The organism is Bosea sp. RAC05, assembly GCF_001713455.1.
GTDB lineage: Bacteria > Pseudomonadota > Alphaproteobacteria > Rhizobiales > Beijerinckiaceae > Allobosea.
The window spans coordinates 832,361-849,986 of the sequence record NZ_CP016464.1; the positions used below are offsets into that span (position 1 = coordinate 832,361).

13 protein-coding genes are annotated in these 17,626 nt (G+C 65.9%); 3 read left to right on the forward strand and 10 right to left on the reverse strand.

Annotation, left to right across the window (positions count from 1 at the left end; genetic code table 11):
• Positions 1–33: 33 nt before the first annotated feature.
• From BSY19_RS07435 to BSY19_RS27910, 10 genes are all read right to left on the reverse strand, one after another.
• A complete protein-coding gene (locus BSY19_RS07435; RefSeq protein ID WP_069053597.1) occupies positions 34–912 on the reverse strand; it encodes a DMT family transporter in 879 nt (292 codons plus the stop codon).
• A 69-nt stretch (positions 913–981) separates the two neighbouring features.
• The gene (locus BSY19_RS07440; RefSeq protein WP_069053598.1) at positions 982–2,388 is read right to left on the reverse strand and encodes an amidase; all 1,407 of its coding nucleotides are present in this window, start codon (positions 2,386–2,388) and stop codon (positions 982–984) included.
• A 1-nt stretch (position 2,389) separates the two neighbouring features.
• Positions 2,390–2,578: a hypothetical protein gene (locus BSY19_RS07445; protein WP_069053599.1), complete on the reverse strand. Its 189-nt coding sequence runs from the start codon at positions 2,576–2,578 to the stop codon at positions 2,390–2,392.
• A gap of 33 nt (positions 2,579–2,611) precedes the next feature.
• A complete protein-coding gene (locus BSY19_RS07450) occupies positions 2,612–4,030 on the reverse strand; it encodes an amidase (RefSeq protein WP_069053600.1) in 1,419 nt (472 codons plus the stop codon).
• Between the two features lie 8 nt (positions 4,031–4,038).
• Positions 4,039–4,230 carry a hypothetical protein gene (locus BSY19_RS07455; RefSeq protein ID WP_069053601.1) on the reverse strand — a complete coding sequence of 64 codons (192 nt, stop codon included), beginning with the start codon at positions 4,228–4,230 and terminating at the stop codon, positions 4,039–4,041.
• A gap of 37 nt (positions 4,231–4,267) precedes the next feature.
• A complete protein-coding gene (locus BSY19_RS07460; protein ID WP_069053602.1) occupies positions 4,268–5,692 on the reverse strand; it encodes an Asp-tRNA(Asn)/Glu-tRNA(Gln) amidotransferase GatCAB subunit A in 1,425 nt (474 codons plus the stop codon).
• Between the two features lie 99 nt (positions 5,693–5,791).
• Positions 5,792–7,423 carry an ABC transporter substrate-binding protein gene (locus tag BSY19_RS07465; protein WP_083247464.1) on the reverse strand — a complete coding sequence of 544 codons (1,632 nt, stop codon included), beginning with the start codon at positions 7,421–7,423 and terminating at the stop codon, positions 5,792–5,794.
• An 891-nt stretch (positions 7,424–8,314) separates the two neighbouring features.
• Complete coding sequence (locus BSY19_RS07470) at positions 8,315–9,811, reverse strand: Gfo/Idh/MocA family protein (protein WP_236840486.1); 1,497 nt, start codon at positions 9,809–9,811, stop codon at positions 8,315–8,317.
• 326 nt (positions 9,812–10,137) lie between these two features.
• Positions 10,138–10,824: an ankyrin repeat domain-containing protein gene (locus BSY19_RS07475; RefSeq protein ID WP_150129526.1), complete on the reverse strand. Its 687-nt coding sequence runs from the start codon at positions 10,822–10,824 to the stop codon at positions 10,138–10,140.
• Between the two features lie 31 nt (positions 10,825–10,855).
• Complete coding sequence (locus BSY19_RS27910) at positions 10,856–11,014, reverse strand: hypothetical protein (protein WP_210184411.1); 159 nt, start codon at positions 11,012–11,014, stop codon at positions 10,856–10,858.
• A 488-nt stretch (positions 11,015–11,502) separates the two neighbouring features.
• Between BSY19_RS27910 and BSY19_RS07485 the strand changes: the two genes are divergently transcribed.
• From BSY19_RS07485 to BSY19_RS07495, 3 genes are all read left to right on the forward strand, one after another.
• Complete coding sequence (locus BSY19_RS07485) at positions 11,503–12,867, forward strand: tyrosine-type recombinase/integrase (protein WP_069053604.1); 1,365 nt, start codon at positions 11,503–11,505, stop codon at positions 12,865–12,867.
• A gap of 327 nt (positions 12,868–13,194) precedes the next feature.
• Positions 13,195–16,182 (forward strand): SNF2-related protein, encoded by a 2,988-nt coding sequence (locus tag BSY19_RS07490; RefSeq protein ID WP_069053605.1) that lies wholly within the window; start codon positions 13,195–13,197, stop codon positions 16,180–16,182.
• 3 nt (positions 16,183–16,185) lie between these two features.
• A complete protein-coding gene (locus BSY19_RS07495) occupies positions 16,186–17,559 on the forward strand; it encodes an acetate and sugar kinases/Hsc70/actin family protein (RefSeq protein ID WP_069053606.1) in 1,374 nt (457 codons plus the stop codon).
• Positions 17,560–17,626 lie beyond the last annotated feature (67 nt).

The window sequence follows — 17,626 nt, forward strand, 5'->3', positions numbered from 1 at the left end:
CAGGCCTGCGGGCGGCGAAGGGCCGGGCTCCGGCTAGAGCGGAACCTGGCGACGCTTGCGGTGCTCGTCCTGGAAGATGAAGACGGTCGCGCCCATCACGATCGCGGCGCCGACCAGCGCCCAGCGGTCGGGAATCTCCTGGTAGGCGAGCCAGGCGAACAGCGCGATGAAGGGCAGGCGGGCGAAGTCGAAGGGCATCACGGTCGAGGCCGGCGCATTGCGCAAGGCCAGGAACAGCGTCAGCCGGCCGACGAACATCGCCACCGCCATCACCACCAGGAACAGCATGATGTCGAAGGACGGCGTCCGCCAGTAGAGCACGGCGGGGATCAGGCCGGTGACCACCGGGATCAGGGTGGTGACGGCGACGATGCGGCTGGTGCTCTCGATCTGCGTCAGCCGCTTCGAGATCAGATAGCTCGACGCCATCGACAGGGTCGAGATCATCAGCGCGATCGTGCCGGCGTCGAGCGCGACGAAGCCCGGCCGCGAGATCACCATCACGCCCACGAAGCCGACCAGCACGGCCGCCCAGCGGCTGCGCGAGACGCTCTCGCCAAGCAGGACCCCGGCCAGAGCCGTCACGATGATCGGCGCGGCGAAGGTCATCGCCGTGGCCTTGGCCAGCGGCACATGGGCGAGCGCGTAAAACCAGGTCAGGTTCGAGACGCAGCCGACGGCGGTCATGATCGCGTAGAGCCGGCGCTTCTCGCGCCGGTCCGGAAGGCCCGCTTCGGACCGCAGCTGCGGCCAGACGAAGACGAGCATGATCAGATTGGCCAGGAAGCTGATCTGGAACGGATGCAGCTCGGTCGCGATCTGCCGGACCAGCGAATTGCCACCCGCCAGGAAGGCCGTGCTCAGGATCATCCAGAGGATGCCGGCCTGGACGGTGTTGCGGGCCTCGGCCATGGCGGGGCGGGTTCCTCGGAGAGCTGGCAGGGGGAGACGGGCGGCCCCGGCGGGCCGCCCGGCAAAGGATCAGGCGGCGAGCAGGGCCGGCCGGGTCGCACGCCACTGGGTCGCCTGCTCATAGGCGTGGCCGAGCTGGAACACGGTCGTCTCGGCGAAGGGGTGCCCGACGAGCTGGATCGCGACCGGCAGCCCCGTTCCCGGCTCGTAGCCGGCGCAGAGCGCCAGCGCCGGCAGGCCGGTCACGTTGAAGGGCATGGTGATCGAGGGCTTCTGGTACATCAGCCATTTCGGCACCTTGTCGATCGGCTGCGCCGGGAAGGGCGAACCGGCCGTCAGCAGCACGTCGATGCCGATCATCGCCTCCGCCACCGCGGCGCAGAGCTCCTGCCGGCGCCGCAGCGCCTGGACATAATCGCCGCCGGTCAAAAGCCCGCCCATGCTGATCCGGTCGCGCGCGATCTCGCCATAGAGCTCCGGCGTCGCCCGCAGATCCGCCTCGTGGATCGCGAAGGCTTCCGACGACATGATGATCAGCCCCACCGCGGCGAAATCCATCAGCGGCGGCAGCGTCACCTCCTTGATGACGCAGCCGAGCGATCTGTAGACCGCGATCGCCTGCTCGATCGCCGCCAGCACGGGCGGCGCCGCCTGATGGTCGGTCTCGTGGAAATGGCGGATCACGCCGATGGTCTTGCCCTTCACCGTTTCGTCGAGCTTTTCGGTGAAGTCTGGGACGGCCACATCGGCACAGGCCGGATCGAGCGGGTCATGACCCGCCATCGCCTGCAGCATCAGCGCCGCATCCTCGACCGTCCAGCACATCGGCCCGGCATGATCGAGCGATTGCGACAGCGGCAGGATGCCCCGGCGCGAGAGCAGCCCATAGGTCGGCTTGATGCCGGCCAGCCCGCACAGCGAGGACGGGCTGCGGATCGAGCCGCCGGTGTCCGAGCCGGTCGCGCCCAGCACCATCCCGGCCGCGACTGCCGCGCCCGAGCCGGACGAGGAGCCGCCTGTCGTGCGCGCCGGGTCCCAGGGGTTGCGGGCGGGCAGCGTGAAAAGGTCGAAGGAGGGGCCGCCGATCGCGAATTCGAAAGTCCCGAGCTTGCCGGTGATGACCGCGCCGCTCTCGCGCAGCTTCGTCACGGTAAAGGCGTCCTCGGTCGGCACGCGACTCTTCAGCAGGTTGGAATGGGCCGTCGTCGCCACGCCGGCCGTGTCGTAGATGTCCTTCAGCCCGACCGGGATGCCGTGCATCGGGCCGCGCGGCCCGCTTGTCCCGATCTCGACTTCGGCCGCCTCTGCCGCCTCCAGCGCCAGCTCCGGCGTGAAGGCGACATAGGTGCTCAAGGTCGCGTCGAGCGCCTCGGTTCGCGCGATGCAGGCCTTCGTCAGCTCGACCGGCGAGAGCTTGCGCTCCGCGATCAGCGTCGAGGCCTCGCGGATGGTCAGCAGCGTGAGATCGCCGGTCATCTCAGCGGCCCGCCGGTGAAAAAATATGAGCCGGCTCGGCATCGTAGCCGCGGGGCTTGCGCACACGCTCCCGCATCGCCTGCAGCAGCATGTAGGCGCTGCGCATCTCGTCCATATGCTCGGGCTTGACGCGGATGCCGGCCCGGTCGAGCAGCACCTGGAAGGCTTCGGTCGAGATGGTCTCGCTCATGATCGTCTCCACGAATGGGGGATAGGCACCGGGTCACTCGGCGGCGAGCGCCTGCTGCGCCCATGGTGCCGGGCGCAGGTCGCGAAAGGCGGTGGCCTTCTCGAAGGCGCTGCCGACGCGCAGCACGAGATCGTCCTGGAAGGGCCGCCCGACGATCTGCATGGCCAAGGGCAGCCCCGCCGCCGAGAATCCGGAACAGACCGACAGCGCCGGCGAGCCGGTCAGGTTGAAGACGCGGGTGAAGGAGGGCCGCGCCCGCGACATCATGTTGCCGAGGTCGCCGAGCTTGGGTGCGACGCCTGGCATGGTCGGACAGATCAGCACGTCGACCGTTTCGAACACGGTCGCGATCTCGGCGATCAGGCGGCCGCGCTCGCGCAGCGCGTTGACATAGTCGCAGGCCCGCACGAAGGCGCCCATCATGATGCGCTGGCGGGCGAGTTCGCCATAGAGTTCCGGCGTCGCCTTCAGCGTCTCCTCATGGAAGGCGAAGGCCTCCGAGCGCGAGATCAGCGTCGCCGCGTCGCCATAGGCCGACAGCGGCGAGAGCGTCACGTCCACCACCTCGCAGCCCAGCTCCCGGAAGGTCACCAGCGCCGCCTCGATGCCGGCCTTGATCTCGGGGTCGGTCTCGGCGTCGCTCTCGAAGAAATGCCGGATGACGCCGATGCGCAGCCCCTTCACGTCCTTCTGGAGGGAGCCGGCGAAATCGGGCTTGGCGACGTCGGCGCTGCCGGGGTCGAGCGGGTCGTGCTGCGCCAGCACCTCCATCATCAGCGCGCAATCCTCGCTGGTCCAGCACATCGGCCCGCCATGGTCGAGGCTGAAGGAGAGCGGCAGGATGCCCCGGCGGCTGACCAGCCCATAGGTCGGCTTCAGGCCGGAAATCCCACACCAGGCGGCCGGCCCGCGGATCGAGCCGCCGGTGTCGGTGCCCATCGAGCCCATGGCGAGCCCGGCCGCGATCGCCGCGCCCGAGCCTGAGGAGGAGCCGGCCGGATCATGGGCGAGGTTCCACGGGTTCTTTGCCGGCGGCCAGGGCAGGTCGAAGGAGGTGCCGCCGATCGCGAACTCCCAGGTCGAGAGCTTGCCGAGCAGGATGGTGCCGGCCTCCGCCAGAAGCCGCGTCGTCGTCGCGTCCTCCTCCGGAACATGGTCCTTGTAGAGAGCGGAATGGCCGGTCGTGGCGATGCCCTTGGTGTTGTAGATGTCCTTCAGCCCGATCGGCACGCCATGCAGCGGCCCCTTGTAGCCGCCCTTCATGATCTCGCCCTCCGCCTTGCGCGCGGCCGCCATGGCCTGCTCGGGCAGCACGCGGAGATAGGCGTTGAGCTGCCCGTCGAAGGCGTCGATCCGGGAAAGGTAGGACGCGGTCAGTTCGACCGGGGAGAGTTTCTTCGCCTTCAGCAGCGGAGCGGCCTCGGCGATGGTCAAATCGTGCAGCGCGGTCATGGCGGCCCTCATTTGGTCCAGAGCCGGAGCGCGTGGACCGGCTCCTGCAGATAGCTGCGCTTGACGCGGATGTTGCGGGCGGCGGCTTCGAGATCGGCGGCCGCTCCTTTCAGGAACTCCAGCGTCTCCGGGCCGACTTTCAGGCCGTATTCGGCGAGCTTGGCCTCGATCGGGATCGGCGTGGCGGGCGTGTCGGTCATGGCGGCCTCCGGGACGCGGCTGAAAGGAGAGGGTCGGTTATTCGGCGGCGAGGCTCATCGGCGCGGCGGCCTCCAGGGCAGGCCGCCGTTCCCGCCAGGCGGTCGCGGCCTCATAGGCCTGTGCCGCGCGGTAGATCGTCGCCTCGCCGAAGGCATGGCCGGCGATCTGGACCGAGAGCGGCAGGCCGGAGGCCGAGAAGCCGCAGCACATCGTCAGCGAGGGCATGCCGGTGACGTTGAAGGGGATGGTCAGCGGCGGCTTGCTGAACAGGCCGAATTTCGGGATCTCGGTGATGACCGGGGCGGGCGTCGCGGTCGCCGCGCAGACGATGATGTCGAAGCGCGCCATCGTCTTCGCGACAGCCGCGACCAGTTCCGTGCGCATCCGCAACGCCTGGACATAGTCGCTGGCGTCGATCAGCCCGGCCAGCAGCAGCCGGTCGCGCAGGATCTCGCCATAGAGATCCGGCCTCGCCTGGATGTTGGGCTCATGGATGGCGAAAGCTTCGGAGAGCAGGATCATCATCCCGCAGGCGGCGAAATCGGCCAGCGGCGGCAGCGTCACCTCCTCGACCGTGGCGCCGAGATTCGCCAGCGTCGTGGCCACCCCGGCGACCGCGCCTTGCACCTCGTCCGTGGCCTCCGCCTGCGCCCCGAGCGAGGGGATATAGCCGACGCGCAGGCCCTTCACGCCGGCGCCCAGCAGCGCCTCGGGCGTCGGATCGGGCCGGTCGGCGCTGGCGGGGTCGAGCCGGTCATGGCCGGCGAGAACCTTCATGAGGAGGGCGTTGTCTTCGACCGTCCAGGTCATCGGGCCGATATGGTCGAGGCTCTGCGAGAGCGGCAGCACGCCGCGCCGCGAGACCAGCCCATAGGTCGGCTTCATCCCGACGATGCCGCAGAAGGCGGCCGGCAGGCGGATCGAGCCGCCGGTGTCGGTGCCGAGCGCCGCCGGCACATAACCCGCCGCCACCGCGGCGCCTGAACCTGAGGACGAGCCGCCGGTGAAATGCGCGAGGTTCCAGGGGTTTCGCGCCGGCGGGAAGGGCAGGTCGAAGGACGGCCCGCCCATGGCGAATTCATGGGTCGCGAGCTTGCCGAGGATGACGGCGCCCGCCGCCTTCAGTTTCTGCGTGACGAAGGCGTCGTCGGTCGCCCAGTTGTCGATGAGCTGGTGCGAATGGGCGGTGGTGCGCACGCCCTTGAGGTCGATGATGTCCTTCAGCCCGACGGGGACGCCATGCAGCGGCCCGCGGCTGATCCCGGCCATGACCTCGGCTTCCGCCTTCTTGGCCTGGGCGAGGGCGAGGTCGGCGGTCACCTCGATGAAGGCATGGGTCATCCCGTCGAGCGCCGCGACGCGGGCGATCAGCGCCTTCGTCAGCTCGACCGGGGAGACGCTCCTGGCCGCGATCCCCTTGGCCAGTTCTGAGACGGTCATGAAATGCAGCGGAGCGGACATGGCATGGGCCTCCTGACGGCGCCGACGGGCGGCGGGATCGAGCAAAGGGGTGGCGGCGGGGGCGGGCCGGGGAGGAGACCGCCCCCGCGCCGGTGACGATCAGTCGAGGCTGATCGTCACGAAGTCCTGCATCCAGCTCTGGGCCGGCACGAAGCCCTTGACCTTGGGCGACATCGCCCGCGGGTTCAGGTCGTGGACGATGAAGAGCCGGCCGGCCTGCTCGCTGACGATCTCGTGCAGCCGCGTGAACATGGCGAGCGACTTCTCCGGCTCGAAGGTGTTCATCGCCTTCTCAGCCAGCTCGTCGAACTCCTTGTTCTCGAACCAGCCCCAGTTCAGCCCGCCGGGGGCCCGTCGCGCGGTCGAGAAATGGCTGATCATGCCGGAGACGGGGTCGACCGAGCCGAGCGAGATATTGATCGCGTCATAGGTCGGCGCGCGCTCCCAGCCCTTGAAGAACAGGTCGAGCAGGGCGTTCCAGTCGAGCACCTCGAACTTGACCCGGAAGCCGACCGCTTCGAGCTGCGCCTTGACCAGCTCGTTCATCGGCAGCGGCTGCATCTGGCCCGAGCCGGAGGTCGAGATGCCGACCGTGATGGCGCAGGGGTAGCAGCCGGCCTCCTTGAGCAGCGCGGTCGCCTTCTTGGGATCGTAGGGATAGGTCTTCGGCTTGCCGTAGATCGCCTGGTACGGGGTGAACAGCGCCTCGCTCGCCTCGGCGATGCCGCCGAGCATCTCGACCATCTCCTTGCGGTCCATCGCATGGTTGGCCGCCTGGCGGACCTTGATGTCCTTGAAGGCGCCGCGCTGGAAATTGAACTGGTAGTGCCAGTTGTGCGGATAGGTCAGCGTCGTCACGCGCATGCCCGCTGCCTTCAGCCGCGGCAGCGTGTCGGGCGAGGGGGCCTCGATGAAATCGACCTGGCCCGAGAGCAGAGCCGCGGCCCGCGTCGTCGCCTCCGGCATCGGGATCAGCACCATCCGGTCGTGCTTGGGCGTGCGGGCCGGGTTCCAGTAATCTGCGTTGCGCACCAGCTCGAGCCGCTCGCGCGGCACGACCGAGCCGAACTTGTAGGGACCCGACCCCTGCGGCGAGAGCGCAAAGACCTTGTAGTCATAGCCCGCCTTCTCCAGCGCGCATTTCGAGATCACAAACCAGACGGCCATGTTGTAGGGGAAGACCGACTCCGGGACCTTGGTGTCGACGGCGATGGTGTAGTCGTCGATCTTGACGGCGCCGGCGACGTTGACCGTGCGCGAGCGGTTGCGCGCGAAATGGACGGGATTGAACTGCGGCACCTTGTCGTCGGTGATGCGCGCGATGTTCCAGAGCGCGGCTTCCGCGTTCCAGGGGCAGCCATCGTGGAACTTCACGTCGCGCCGCAGCTCGAAGATCCAGCGCTTGTTGTTGGTGGGATCGGGATACCATTTCGAGGCGAGCCCCGCGGTCGGCACCGCCTCGCGGTCCGAGCGCGTCAGGTCCCAGTTCAGGAAGCTGTCATAGAGCGAGAAGCCGACGAAGCGCTGGCCTTCCGCGCCCTGGTCGGGATGGCCGGTCCAGTCGGGAATGTCGCCGGCGGTCATCGCGACGCGCAGGACCTTTTCCTGGGCGAGCGCCGGGGCGGAGGGCGCCAGCGTGAGCGTGGCGCCGATGGCGAGCGCGGAAAGTGCCGCCGACACCCGGCAGGCGAGGTGGGAACGGAGCGTTGGGATGGAAGCCGGGAACCGCATGCGAAACCTCCGGGCAGGATGGATGAGCCGCGAGGCGGCCTGATCCGGGCTCTGCAATGCGCGTGCCAAGGCGGCTTGATTGTATGCAATAAAGCGAGAGCGCCCCATGCGCGGCCGAGAAAAACTCGGTGAAACAGCGCGCCGCAGAGTGGGTGCCGCAGAATTGCATCCATGGCTCGCGCGGGTGCGCCGATGCTGGATTATGTCGTGTTTTCTCGAAGCCACGCTGTCCTCCCGTGCTGGTTCGGGACCCAACGAAGGGCTCCGGATCATTCCTGAGCGCCCTGGCGTGGTACTTCTGCAGATTTCGAGCGGTTTGGCGTCGTCTTTCCAGCAGAAGCCGGCATGCCTCGATGTCCTGGCCGGTTGCCCGCTCCCGTCATGACGGCCCTGCAGAATCGGTCTGGAGGGGCGCGGGATCTGCTACGGCGCGCGGAATGCGTTCGGATGCCGCTGTTGACCTAAAATGGATACAATTTCGGTCGCATGAGTTGATTTTGGGCAGGCCCGCTGATCGGGCGCCGCGCGAGCCGTGCCGCCGTGCAGGCCGATCCCGGCGCAGGGCTTCGAGGCGCGTTCAGGCAATCGAGGAAGGAATCCGCGAACCCATCGCGGAATGGCGCGCCAGCCGGGATCAAGCTGAGAACGCCTATCTATCTGAAGTCTCGATATGATTTTGACGGTACCCTGGTGCGCCCTTGGCTTGAAGGAGGCTCCGTCGCGGGAAAACGGAGATGAAGCCGAGCCGGTTCTGCTCTTCGCTGAACCTGGCCCGCTTCAGGGTCCGGTCCTTCCTTCGCGTCGGTCTCCGGCCTCATCGGGAGGCCATCGCCGGGGCACAGCACAACCGCAGCAAACGGACTCGGCGCTGAACCCATGCTGGAGGCGACGTCACTCTGCCGCGGTCGCGCCACCTGCGAGGATGGCCTCGACGATCTCCTGAACATTCAAGGCTTCATCGAGGGTCGCGAGGTGGTGTGGCTGGCCACGCGTGAGCCGAACCACCCCCTCGATCTGGCGCCGGAGCGCGATCGGGCGCGCCTCCACCTGCGACAGCGCGTCGGCGGCGCGTTCCCATGTGCCGTCGGGCCGGCGGCGCTCGGCGACCGACCAGTCGCAGAGCCGCACCGCACCCCGGTCGCCTTCCAGCATCCAGATGTTGTGGTCGTCCTTCGCCGTTGTGCCGACGCTGCCAGTCAGGTCGACCGGGATGTCGCCGGCCATCAGCCTGGCTTCGATCGCGCGCTCCGATGTGCCGGTCTCGGGGAAGGCCGCGCGTGCGGAGAGACCGTGCAGCGGGCCCAGCAGCCGACGGCTCAGGTAGAGGAAATGCGACACGACCTCGCGGGTGAAGCCGCCCTGTTGCCGCCCGTCCAGCCAGGCGGCGGCATCGGCCTGCCAGGAGCGCGGCCAGGTCGCGAAGGCAACCTCGATCGTCACGCGCGAGGTCTTGCCGACGGCGCCCTGCGCGATCCAGTCCACAAATGTTGCGACCGCAAGCGAGGAGGCGAAGGGAAAGTTGACGGCCCCTCGGCCTGCGGCGGATTCGACGAAGGCCCGCGCCTCGTCGACGTCGACCGCCAGAGGTTTCTCGCAGAAAACGCTCTTGCCGGCGGCAATCGTGGCGCGGGCATGATCGAGATGGGACGCCGGTGGCGAAGCGATGTAGACGCAGTCGCTGGCGGCGATGATCGCGGCGGCGTCAGTCAGCCGCGGAACCTGCGGGAATGTCGTGGCCATGCGCTCCATCGCCGATGGCGCCGGATCCCAGACACCGCTGACCTTCACCAACGGGGGAGACTGATCGAGAATGGCGCTCAGCAGCCGCTCGCCCATGATGCCGGCGCCAATGATCCCGATCGAGAGAGTGTCGTCATGCATCGCCTGAGAGTCCCAGCCTTGAGCCGGGAAGGGCGGTAGCAGGTTTCGGGACGCCACACGAGCAGAAGGCTGCTGCCTCTGCCCCGTCGCCCCCGCCCGGGCATCAACGCACTGGCGATGAGATGCCGCTCGCCGCGACCACGCTTCGATCGCGCGGTTTGAAGCCTTCGACAGATCGAGAGGTTTCGCAGCCTCCCGGAATCGGCACGCCTCGGCTGTCAAAGAGCATCTGGCCCTCTGCCGGAACGAGCACACACGGGATCGCCTGGCGAACGGCTTCGGCTTCGGCGGCGTCAACGCGAGCCTGCTGTTCCACCGCTGGCGCGACGCATCAACCTGCTGCGCCGGTTCGTGCCGGCGGAGGCTTTCGACAAGAGCCTGCGGCGAGGCGCTGGCCGCTCTGGAGGACGATGCTGCCGCCATCGACCACGCCCGTCTGCGCCGCATCGAAGATGAACTGGCCGCGTTGAACGCGAGGGTCGCCGCAATGCGGCCGGAGCCGGACATCGCGGATGCCGAGCGCGCCCGACGCGCCGCAGAAGGGGGCGAATGCGGCACGCCCGCCGTTTTCGGTCGTCTGGTCGGCAATTGTCGATCGGTCTGATCAAGGCGAGGCCGCGACCGCCCGAGCCGCCCTCTACGCTGAATGGCTTTGCAAGGAGCCGATTGCTCCGTGACCACCAGGAAGGCTCGACCAGGGGCGGCCGGCCAGGCCCTCGCATCTCCCCATCAGCCTGGCGCCAAGACCGGAAGTCGATTGCGTGATTGACACCGGACACCGCACACAGCGCCGGTTTGCCGGCTGATCCTTCGGCAAGCGTGGGTGACGGCCACTATCGGCTTTCCAGAATGCGAACCATCGCGCCATAGCCGCGCTGGCGCGCCATCTCGAGGGGCGTGACGCCGTTGCGGTCGCCGATGTCCCGCCTGGCTCCGGCTGCCACGAGATGGCTCACGGTGCGTTCATGCCGTTTGCCCCCATCGCCGAGGATGACGGCCTCGATCAGCGCGGTCCAGGCGAGGTTGTTGACATGGTCGAGCGGAGCTCCCGCGTCGATCAGCATCCTGACGATCTCGTCGTGGCCGAGATGAGCGGCGGCAATCAGCGCCGTGCCGTCATAGGGGCTGGTGATCGCCCGGGGATCCGCGCCGATCGCCAGAGCCACGCGCATCGTTTCGGCATCGTCTGCCACGGCGGCGATCGTGACCGTGTCGTAGCGCTGGGCCTCAAGGGCGCGCGGATCGGCCCCTAGCCTCACCAGTGTCCGCATCGCCTCGCGCTGCCGGGCATGGGCCGCGATATGAAGGGCGGTCCGGCCCTGGCCGTCGCGTCTGTCGACGGCAGCCCCGGCCGCCACCAGTCTCTCGATGGCGGCGACATCGCCTGTCCAGGCGGCTGCGTGCAGGCCGTCATAGGCTGCGATGTCGGCAGCGGAAGGCGGCGTCTGCGCCGACGTCGGCAGGGCGGCGAGGACCAGCACCAAGCCCAGCGCCAGCACGGCGGTCAAACAGCGCATCATCTCGGCGTCTCCTGTGGGGCACTCGAAGGTATCAGGCGCTTGCGATGCTGCCGCAAGGGAACTTCGCTTGGATACGGACCTTTTCGAGCAGGTTGGCGTGCGCGAAGGCCGACCCGTGTTCGCAGACGCTGTCGGCATCCGTCATCACGAACACGCCGGTCGCACTCAGCCGTGCCCGTGTCATGGTCATCAAGGCGACCGTCAGCCTGCCCCATGGCGTGCACCTCCAATGACCGCCCAAGGCCACTCACCCCCAGGATTCCGGGAGGTCATCCCGCATCTGCCGCCGCGCGGTGGTCGCGGGCGCCCCATCAGGCCGCGGCCGCTGCAGGGGGCTCCTGTCATCTGGGCAGAGTGGGCCACAGCAGCGCCACGAAACGGCGAGCGGGCGCTATCCGGCGGCCATCCGGCTCAGAAGATCCGCTTCCCGCTCGAGCAGGACAACAAGAAGCCTCGACATTTCGGGGAGTTAATTGGCGCGCCCGACACGATTCGAACGTGTGACCTTTGCCTTCGGAGGGCAATGGCCGGAGCTTTCTGCGCAAAGGTAGTGGTTTCTGGAACCTCATAACACACTGAAAATATGACGGTTCGATTTCTTGTGATGTCTCGCGTCTTCTCTTAATGTTTCTCCCGTGGCTATTCGGTGGCTATTCGAAATGTGAGGGGCGGGCAGCCATGCCGGCGATCAAGCTGACGAAACGCGCTGTCGATACCATTGAGCCGGGAAGCACAATCGGCTTCTGGTACGACACCGATCTGAAGGGGTTCGGCCTGAAGGTGATGCCGTCCGGCGTCATGACGTGGATCGTGGAGTACCGGCCCGGCGCTGGCGGGCGGGGCGTCTCGAAACGGCGCATGACGCTTGGCAAGGCCGGTGCGCTGACGCCGGACGAAGCGAGGGCTCTGGCAAAAAATATCCTCGCCAAGGTTCACGCCGGCCAGGACCCCGCTGCTCTCAAGGTGGAAGCGAAGGCGGCGAAGACGGTCGCCGAGCTTTGCGATCTCTATCTGGAGGATGCGGAACGGGGGAACATCATCAGCAGGCGCGGCGCGCCCAAGAAGGCGTCGACTCTAGTGTCAGATCGCGGCCGGATCCTGCGGCACATCAAGCCGCTTTTGGGCAAGAAGCTGGTGCGCGATGTGAGCCGGGTCGACATCGAGCGGTTCCTGCGCGATGTCGCCGGTGGCAAGACGGCGGTCGACGTCAAGACGAAGCGGCACGGGCGGGCGATCGTGACCGGCGGCAAGGGCACAGCGACGCGGACCGTCCGCCTGCTCGGCGGCATCTTCAGCTATTCGATCCGGCTCGGCATGCGTTCTGACAATCCCGCTCATGGCGTTGCGAAATATGCCGACAATCAAGGCGCACGGTTTCTGTCGATCGCGGAGCTGGAACGTATCGGTGCAACTCTGCGCGAGGCCGAAAGCACCGGGATCGCCTGGCAGACGAGGCTCGAAGAAGCGGGCGCAAAGCACCTGCCGAAAAGCGCGGATGATCGCCGTTCGACGCTCGGCCCGCATGCTGCCGCAGCCATCCGACTGCTGATCCTGACAGGGTGCCGGCTGCGCGAAATCCTCGATCTGAAATGGCAGCATGTCGATCAGGAACGCGGCCTGCTGCATCTGCCGGATTCCAAGACGGGAGCGAAGACCATCGTTCTGGCTGCACCTGCCTTGGAAGTGCTGGCGACCGTACCGCGCATCGAGGGCTGCGATTTCGTGATCGCCGGTGACGACGTCAAGAAGGCGCGCAGTGACCTGAAGCGTCCCTGGGCGATGGTTCTGCGCGCGGCCGGCCTTCAGGGCGTCCGCATCCACGATCTGCGGCACACCTATGCCAGTCACGGTGCCGCCGCAGGCATGGGCCTGACGATCGTCGGCCGCCTGCTCGGGCATGCGGATGTGAAAACGACAAACCGCTACAGCCACTTCGACGCCGATCCCATGCGCCGCGCTGCCGACGCGATCGGCAGCGCGCTGGCTGCGGCCCTCGGCTCGGATGCCGCGGCGCCATCGAACATCGTTGCCCTCAAGAGATAGAGCAAGCGTAGATATCGGCCGCGCCTTGCCTCTGGCGTCCGTCAGCAGCTCATTTCAGACGCGCTGCGGCCGCAGGATGGGCACCGCTTCTGCCAAGTGTTCGAACCGTTCGCGCCATACTCGTGAAAGAGCCGCTGGACGGCCACATTGAGCCGAATTGATACTGTGTCGTGCGGCAAAAACACTCAATAGTGTAACCTGACACGGGGGGATCGCACACACATGGTGAACGTCGAAACTGCCGGCGTCCCGGTACGCTCAATCTACAATCCAGCGCGGGTCGGGACCAGTACGGGCCGGACACGAAGGCATCACGGGGCTACGTACGTGTATGTGCTCTATCCGAGCGGCGAGGAGGAGCCGGTGCCGCTTGCCGAGCTGGAACTCACCCCAATAAACGAGCAGCGCAATGATGCCTTCGCCGCGGGTCGCTTCTCGGAGCCGCGCGCTATTGCTCGAACGCTGGTGTCGGAAAAAATCCGAGGTGAACTCACTGACGTCATGTACTCTATGGGCGCCGGGAACGCGACATTTTACCCGCATCAGTTCAAGCCCGTCCTCACATTTCTCGCTTCCACTTTAGGACGCATCCTCATTGCCGACGAAGTCGGCCTCGGGAAAACGATCGAGGCTCTCTACATCTGGCGCGAGTTGCAAGCACGCGTGGGCGCCCGTCGCCTCCTTGTGGTCTGCCCCGCAGCGCTGCGAAACAAGTGGCAGGGGGAGCTGCGCGAGCGCTTCGCTCTCGACGCAAAAATCGTCGGCGCGCGTGATCTGCTTGGACTTGCGCGCGAGGCATCGTCAGATCCGACGCGGGCGTTCTGCGCGATTGCTGGAATCGAGAGCATTCGCTCTCGTCGCGCCGAGGCGGAGTCTGAAGAACGGCGATCTGTTCGCGCCGATCTTGGCGCTTTCCTGCTAGATCACGAGGCTGGTGCCGAGTTCGCACCATTCGACCTTGTCGTCGTCGATGAAGCACATTACCTGCGCAATCCCAACACGGCCAACCACCAGATTGGGCAGATGCTAGCGGCCGCGGCCGGACACCTTGTCCTCCTGACTGCCACACCGATTCAGATCGGCAGCGAGAACCTGTTCAACCTGTTGCGGCTCGTCGACCCCGACCGATTCGTGAGTCTCGAATCGTTCGAGAGCCTGCGGCGTGCAAACTCAGCAGTGACTCGAGCGCTCAACGCTTTACGATGCTCACCGTGCGACCAGCCAGCGTTCGTTCGAGCGCTATCCGACATGGCTCAGAGCCGGTTCTTCCGCTCCGACCCGCTTGTCGGCGGATGGCGCGAGACACCACCCGACCTCACGAGCTATGAGGAGCGGACGCGGATCGCTCGGGAACTCGAGGAGCGGTCTCTTTTGTCTGGAGTGCTCACCCGCACCCGTAAGCGGGATGTCATCCAGAACCGCGTGATCCGCGAGCCCAGAATCTTGAAGGTTCGCTTGAATGCAGCTGAGCGCGCGATTTACGATAGCGTAACTGATGCGCTGCGTCGCCAAGCCTACGGCTCGGACACTGTGAACACGCTGGTCCTCATCGCCCGGCAGCGCCAGCTTGCCAGCTCGATCGCCGCCACCTTGGCGGCCTGGCGCGACGGATCCGGCGCCGCGAGTCTACTCGCCGAAGAGTTGGACCTACCACTCGACCCCGACGAAATCGTCCCCCTTCAGGTTCGCACGCTTCCGGCCCCGGTCGGTACTCCGCAGTCAATGGAGGCGCAGGACACAAAATTCGCGGTTTTTCAGCGCTTTATCGAAGGATGGCTTACGCTCCATCCGAACGATAAACTTGTCGTCTTCTCCTTCTTCCGCGGGACGCTGCGCTACCTTGAGAAACGTCTGAGGGAGGGCGGATTCGCGACTGCACTGATTCTGGGAGGCATGGGCGAGGCCAAGGATGAGGAACTCGCACGCTTCGCTGATCCGAACGGACCAAGCATCCTCCTATCCTCCGAGGTTGGCAGCGAGGGCATCGATCTGCAGTTTTCGCGCGTCGTCGTGAACTACGACCTGCCATGGAACCCGATGAGGGTCGAACAGCGCATCGGCCGTATCGACCGGCTTGGCCAGAAGTCGGACAAGATCACGGTGGTCAGCCTCGTAATTGAGGACACGATTGAGGAGGCTATCCTCGATCGGCTCTATAACCGGATCAGGATCTTCGAGGAGTCGATTGGTGACATAGAAGAAATTCTGGGCGAGACGGTTGATGATCTCGTGATCGAGTATTTTCGCGACGGCCTCTCTGATAGCCAAATGGCGGAGCGCCTTGAGCAGAACGCGCTGGCCGCCGCGCAGCACCGGCTGGAGGTCGCCCACCTTGAGGACCAAGCGCCGGAACTCGCCGGCAGCATGGACTTTATTCTATCCTCGATCCAGGCCGGGCGGGAGGCCGGCCGATGGATACGGCCTGACGACTTGCGCGACTTTCTTCTTGACGTCCTCCTGGAGGCCTATCCGGGATCGCGGTTCGAGGAAGATGCGGATGAGAAGAACCTCTTTCGCATCACCCTCAGTCCAGCCGCCGGCGCCGCCTTCGCCCGCTTCGTGGAGCATACCCGCCCTCAACGAGGCACTCGCTTCCAGATGCCTGGCGCCGAGGTTGCCGTCGTCTTCGAGCCGAGTCTGCGGATCAAGCGGCATCCGCGTCCGGAAACCCTCGACATCACCCATCCGCTTATCGGCTTCGCCCGCTCCCTTGCAACCGGTCAAGCGATACCCGCGCAGCCTGTAGCAGCCATCGTGCTACCGAGCAGTTTCACCGACGCGCCATCCGGCGTGTATGTCTTCGCAGTCGATCATTGGCGGCTCCAGGGCGTCCGCCAGGACATCCGTCAGCAGGTCTTCGTCATGAACGTGGAGACCGGTGAACGACTAAACCCAATCGTCGGCGATAGGCTTGTCGACTTTGCCGTCCGGCAAGGAAAGCGGGCGGATCTCTCGGAATTTGACGATTTGAAGCCCACCCTCACCGAAGCCTTCCTGAGCTGCGAGCGCGAGCTAGAGGATCTCTTTCTTTCGGAGATGCATGCTTTCCGGCTGGAAAATGCCCGGCGGCTCGAGCAGGGACGCATCCTGGTTCAGGATCGTTCTGCAGCGCGACTTTCAGAGCTGCGGCAACGGCACGAAAGCCAGCGTCGCTCGGACGACGAGCGTCGGCGCCGCGCAGCTCAAATGACCCAAGGCTTGATAGCGAAACTTGAAGCCGACCGCGACCAGCGTCTTGCTAAGCTCGAAGAAGCGGCAAAGGCGAGCACCACCCGGCGATCTGTCGCCGGTGGCCTTGTCATCGTGGAAGGCTAACGCATGTCGGGGAGTTGGAAAGATCGGCTCGGTGCGCTCCGTCGTGCTATCACGGGTGACCTGAAGGCCACCAATCCCTCCGAGCGAGTGAAAGACGAAGCGCCCAACAGGTTAGTCGCAGTCCATTTCGGCATCGACTTTGGCACCCGGTTTACAAAGGTCTCGGCGCATTTGCCGCATCTCGACAGGCGCACGACGCTGGCGCTCGGGTCGACAGGCCAGCGCCTTCTGCCCTCACGCATAGCCATCGCCGACGGGTGCGCCTACCCCCCAGACCTACGGGCTCCGGCAGACGCCACTTGGGTCAAATACCTGAAGATGCGCCTCGCAGGCAGCGGAGAGATCGCTTTCGGCGAAGGCACACCAAGACAGTATGATCAGATCAAAGCTCTTGCTGCCCTGTATCTCGCAGGTGTGCTTCGTCTCGCGGAGCAAGCATGCGGCGAGGCTAATCTTTTGCCTAAAGGGGGCGCACTGCAGGCCTCTGCCCAGGTCGGTGTGCCGGTTAAGGCCTATGACAGCCATTATCTGGCGGTGTTCGAAGAGGTTTGCGCGGTAGCCTGGGAATGGAAACGCGAAAAGCCAACGCCCCGCCCCCTTGGCGAGCTCGTGGAGAGTTATCGTAACGTTGCGCCAACTCGGATCGAGCGGGGCGAGTCGCCGATCTCAGTCGCCCCTGAGCTCGTGGCAGCCATTTCGCACATCGCGTCGCGCCGGGATGCACCGGAGGGCCTCTATGCGTTTCTCGACATTGGCGGAGGTACCCTTGACGGGACGGTGTTTCGCCTGGCGCGCAGCCCGACACCGCAGGTTACCATTCTCTCAGCGGAGGTCGCCCCTCTCGGGACTGTAGCGATTGCCCAGCGGCTCGCTGGGAGTAGCGGTGTTGAGGCGGCGGAGCAGCTCCTCATTTCTGGAATGCTCACGCCCTCCGACAATAGGACCCTAGCTGCCGCAGAGCGGGAGGTGGGTCTTGTCTTGCACAAGGTCATTGCAAGGGCCGCCATGAAGACCTCGGTGCTCGACTTCGTCGCTCTGGGGGCCTCCGACCTAGATCGGCATATGCGGAAGGGCGCCTATGCGACCGTTCCGGTGATGCTGGCCGGTGGCGGAGCGGCATCGCATTGGTATGCCAAAGCGTTCGAAGCCGTTGACATGCACCAGCGCCTAGTCGGCGCGTTTCGGATCCGGATCGTCCCGCGGCCACCAGACTCGAGCGAGGATGACTATCCACGCTTTGTAGTGGCATACGGGCTTAGCAGCCGCGACCTGGAACTGCGCCACAGATATGTGCTGCCTAGCGACGTCCCAAACGCCGAGCCTCCACCAGATCGGCGGCAAGTCATCGATTCGCCTGCTTCAAAAGACGCGGTATGAGGCTCTCGTGCCGGTTGGGGAAGGCCAAGAGAAGACCTCGCTTCAGCACTATTGGCGCGACTACCCG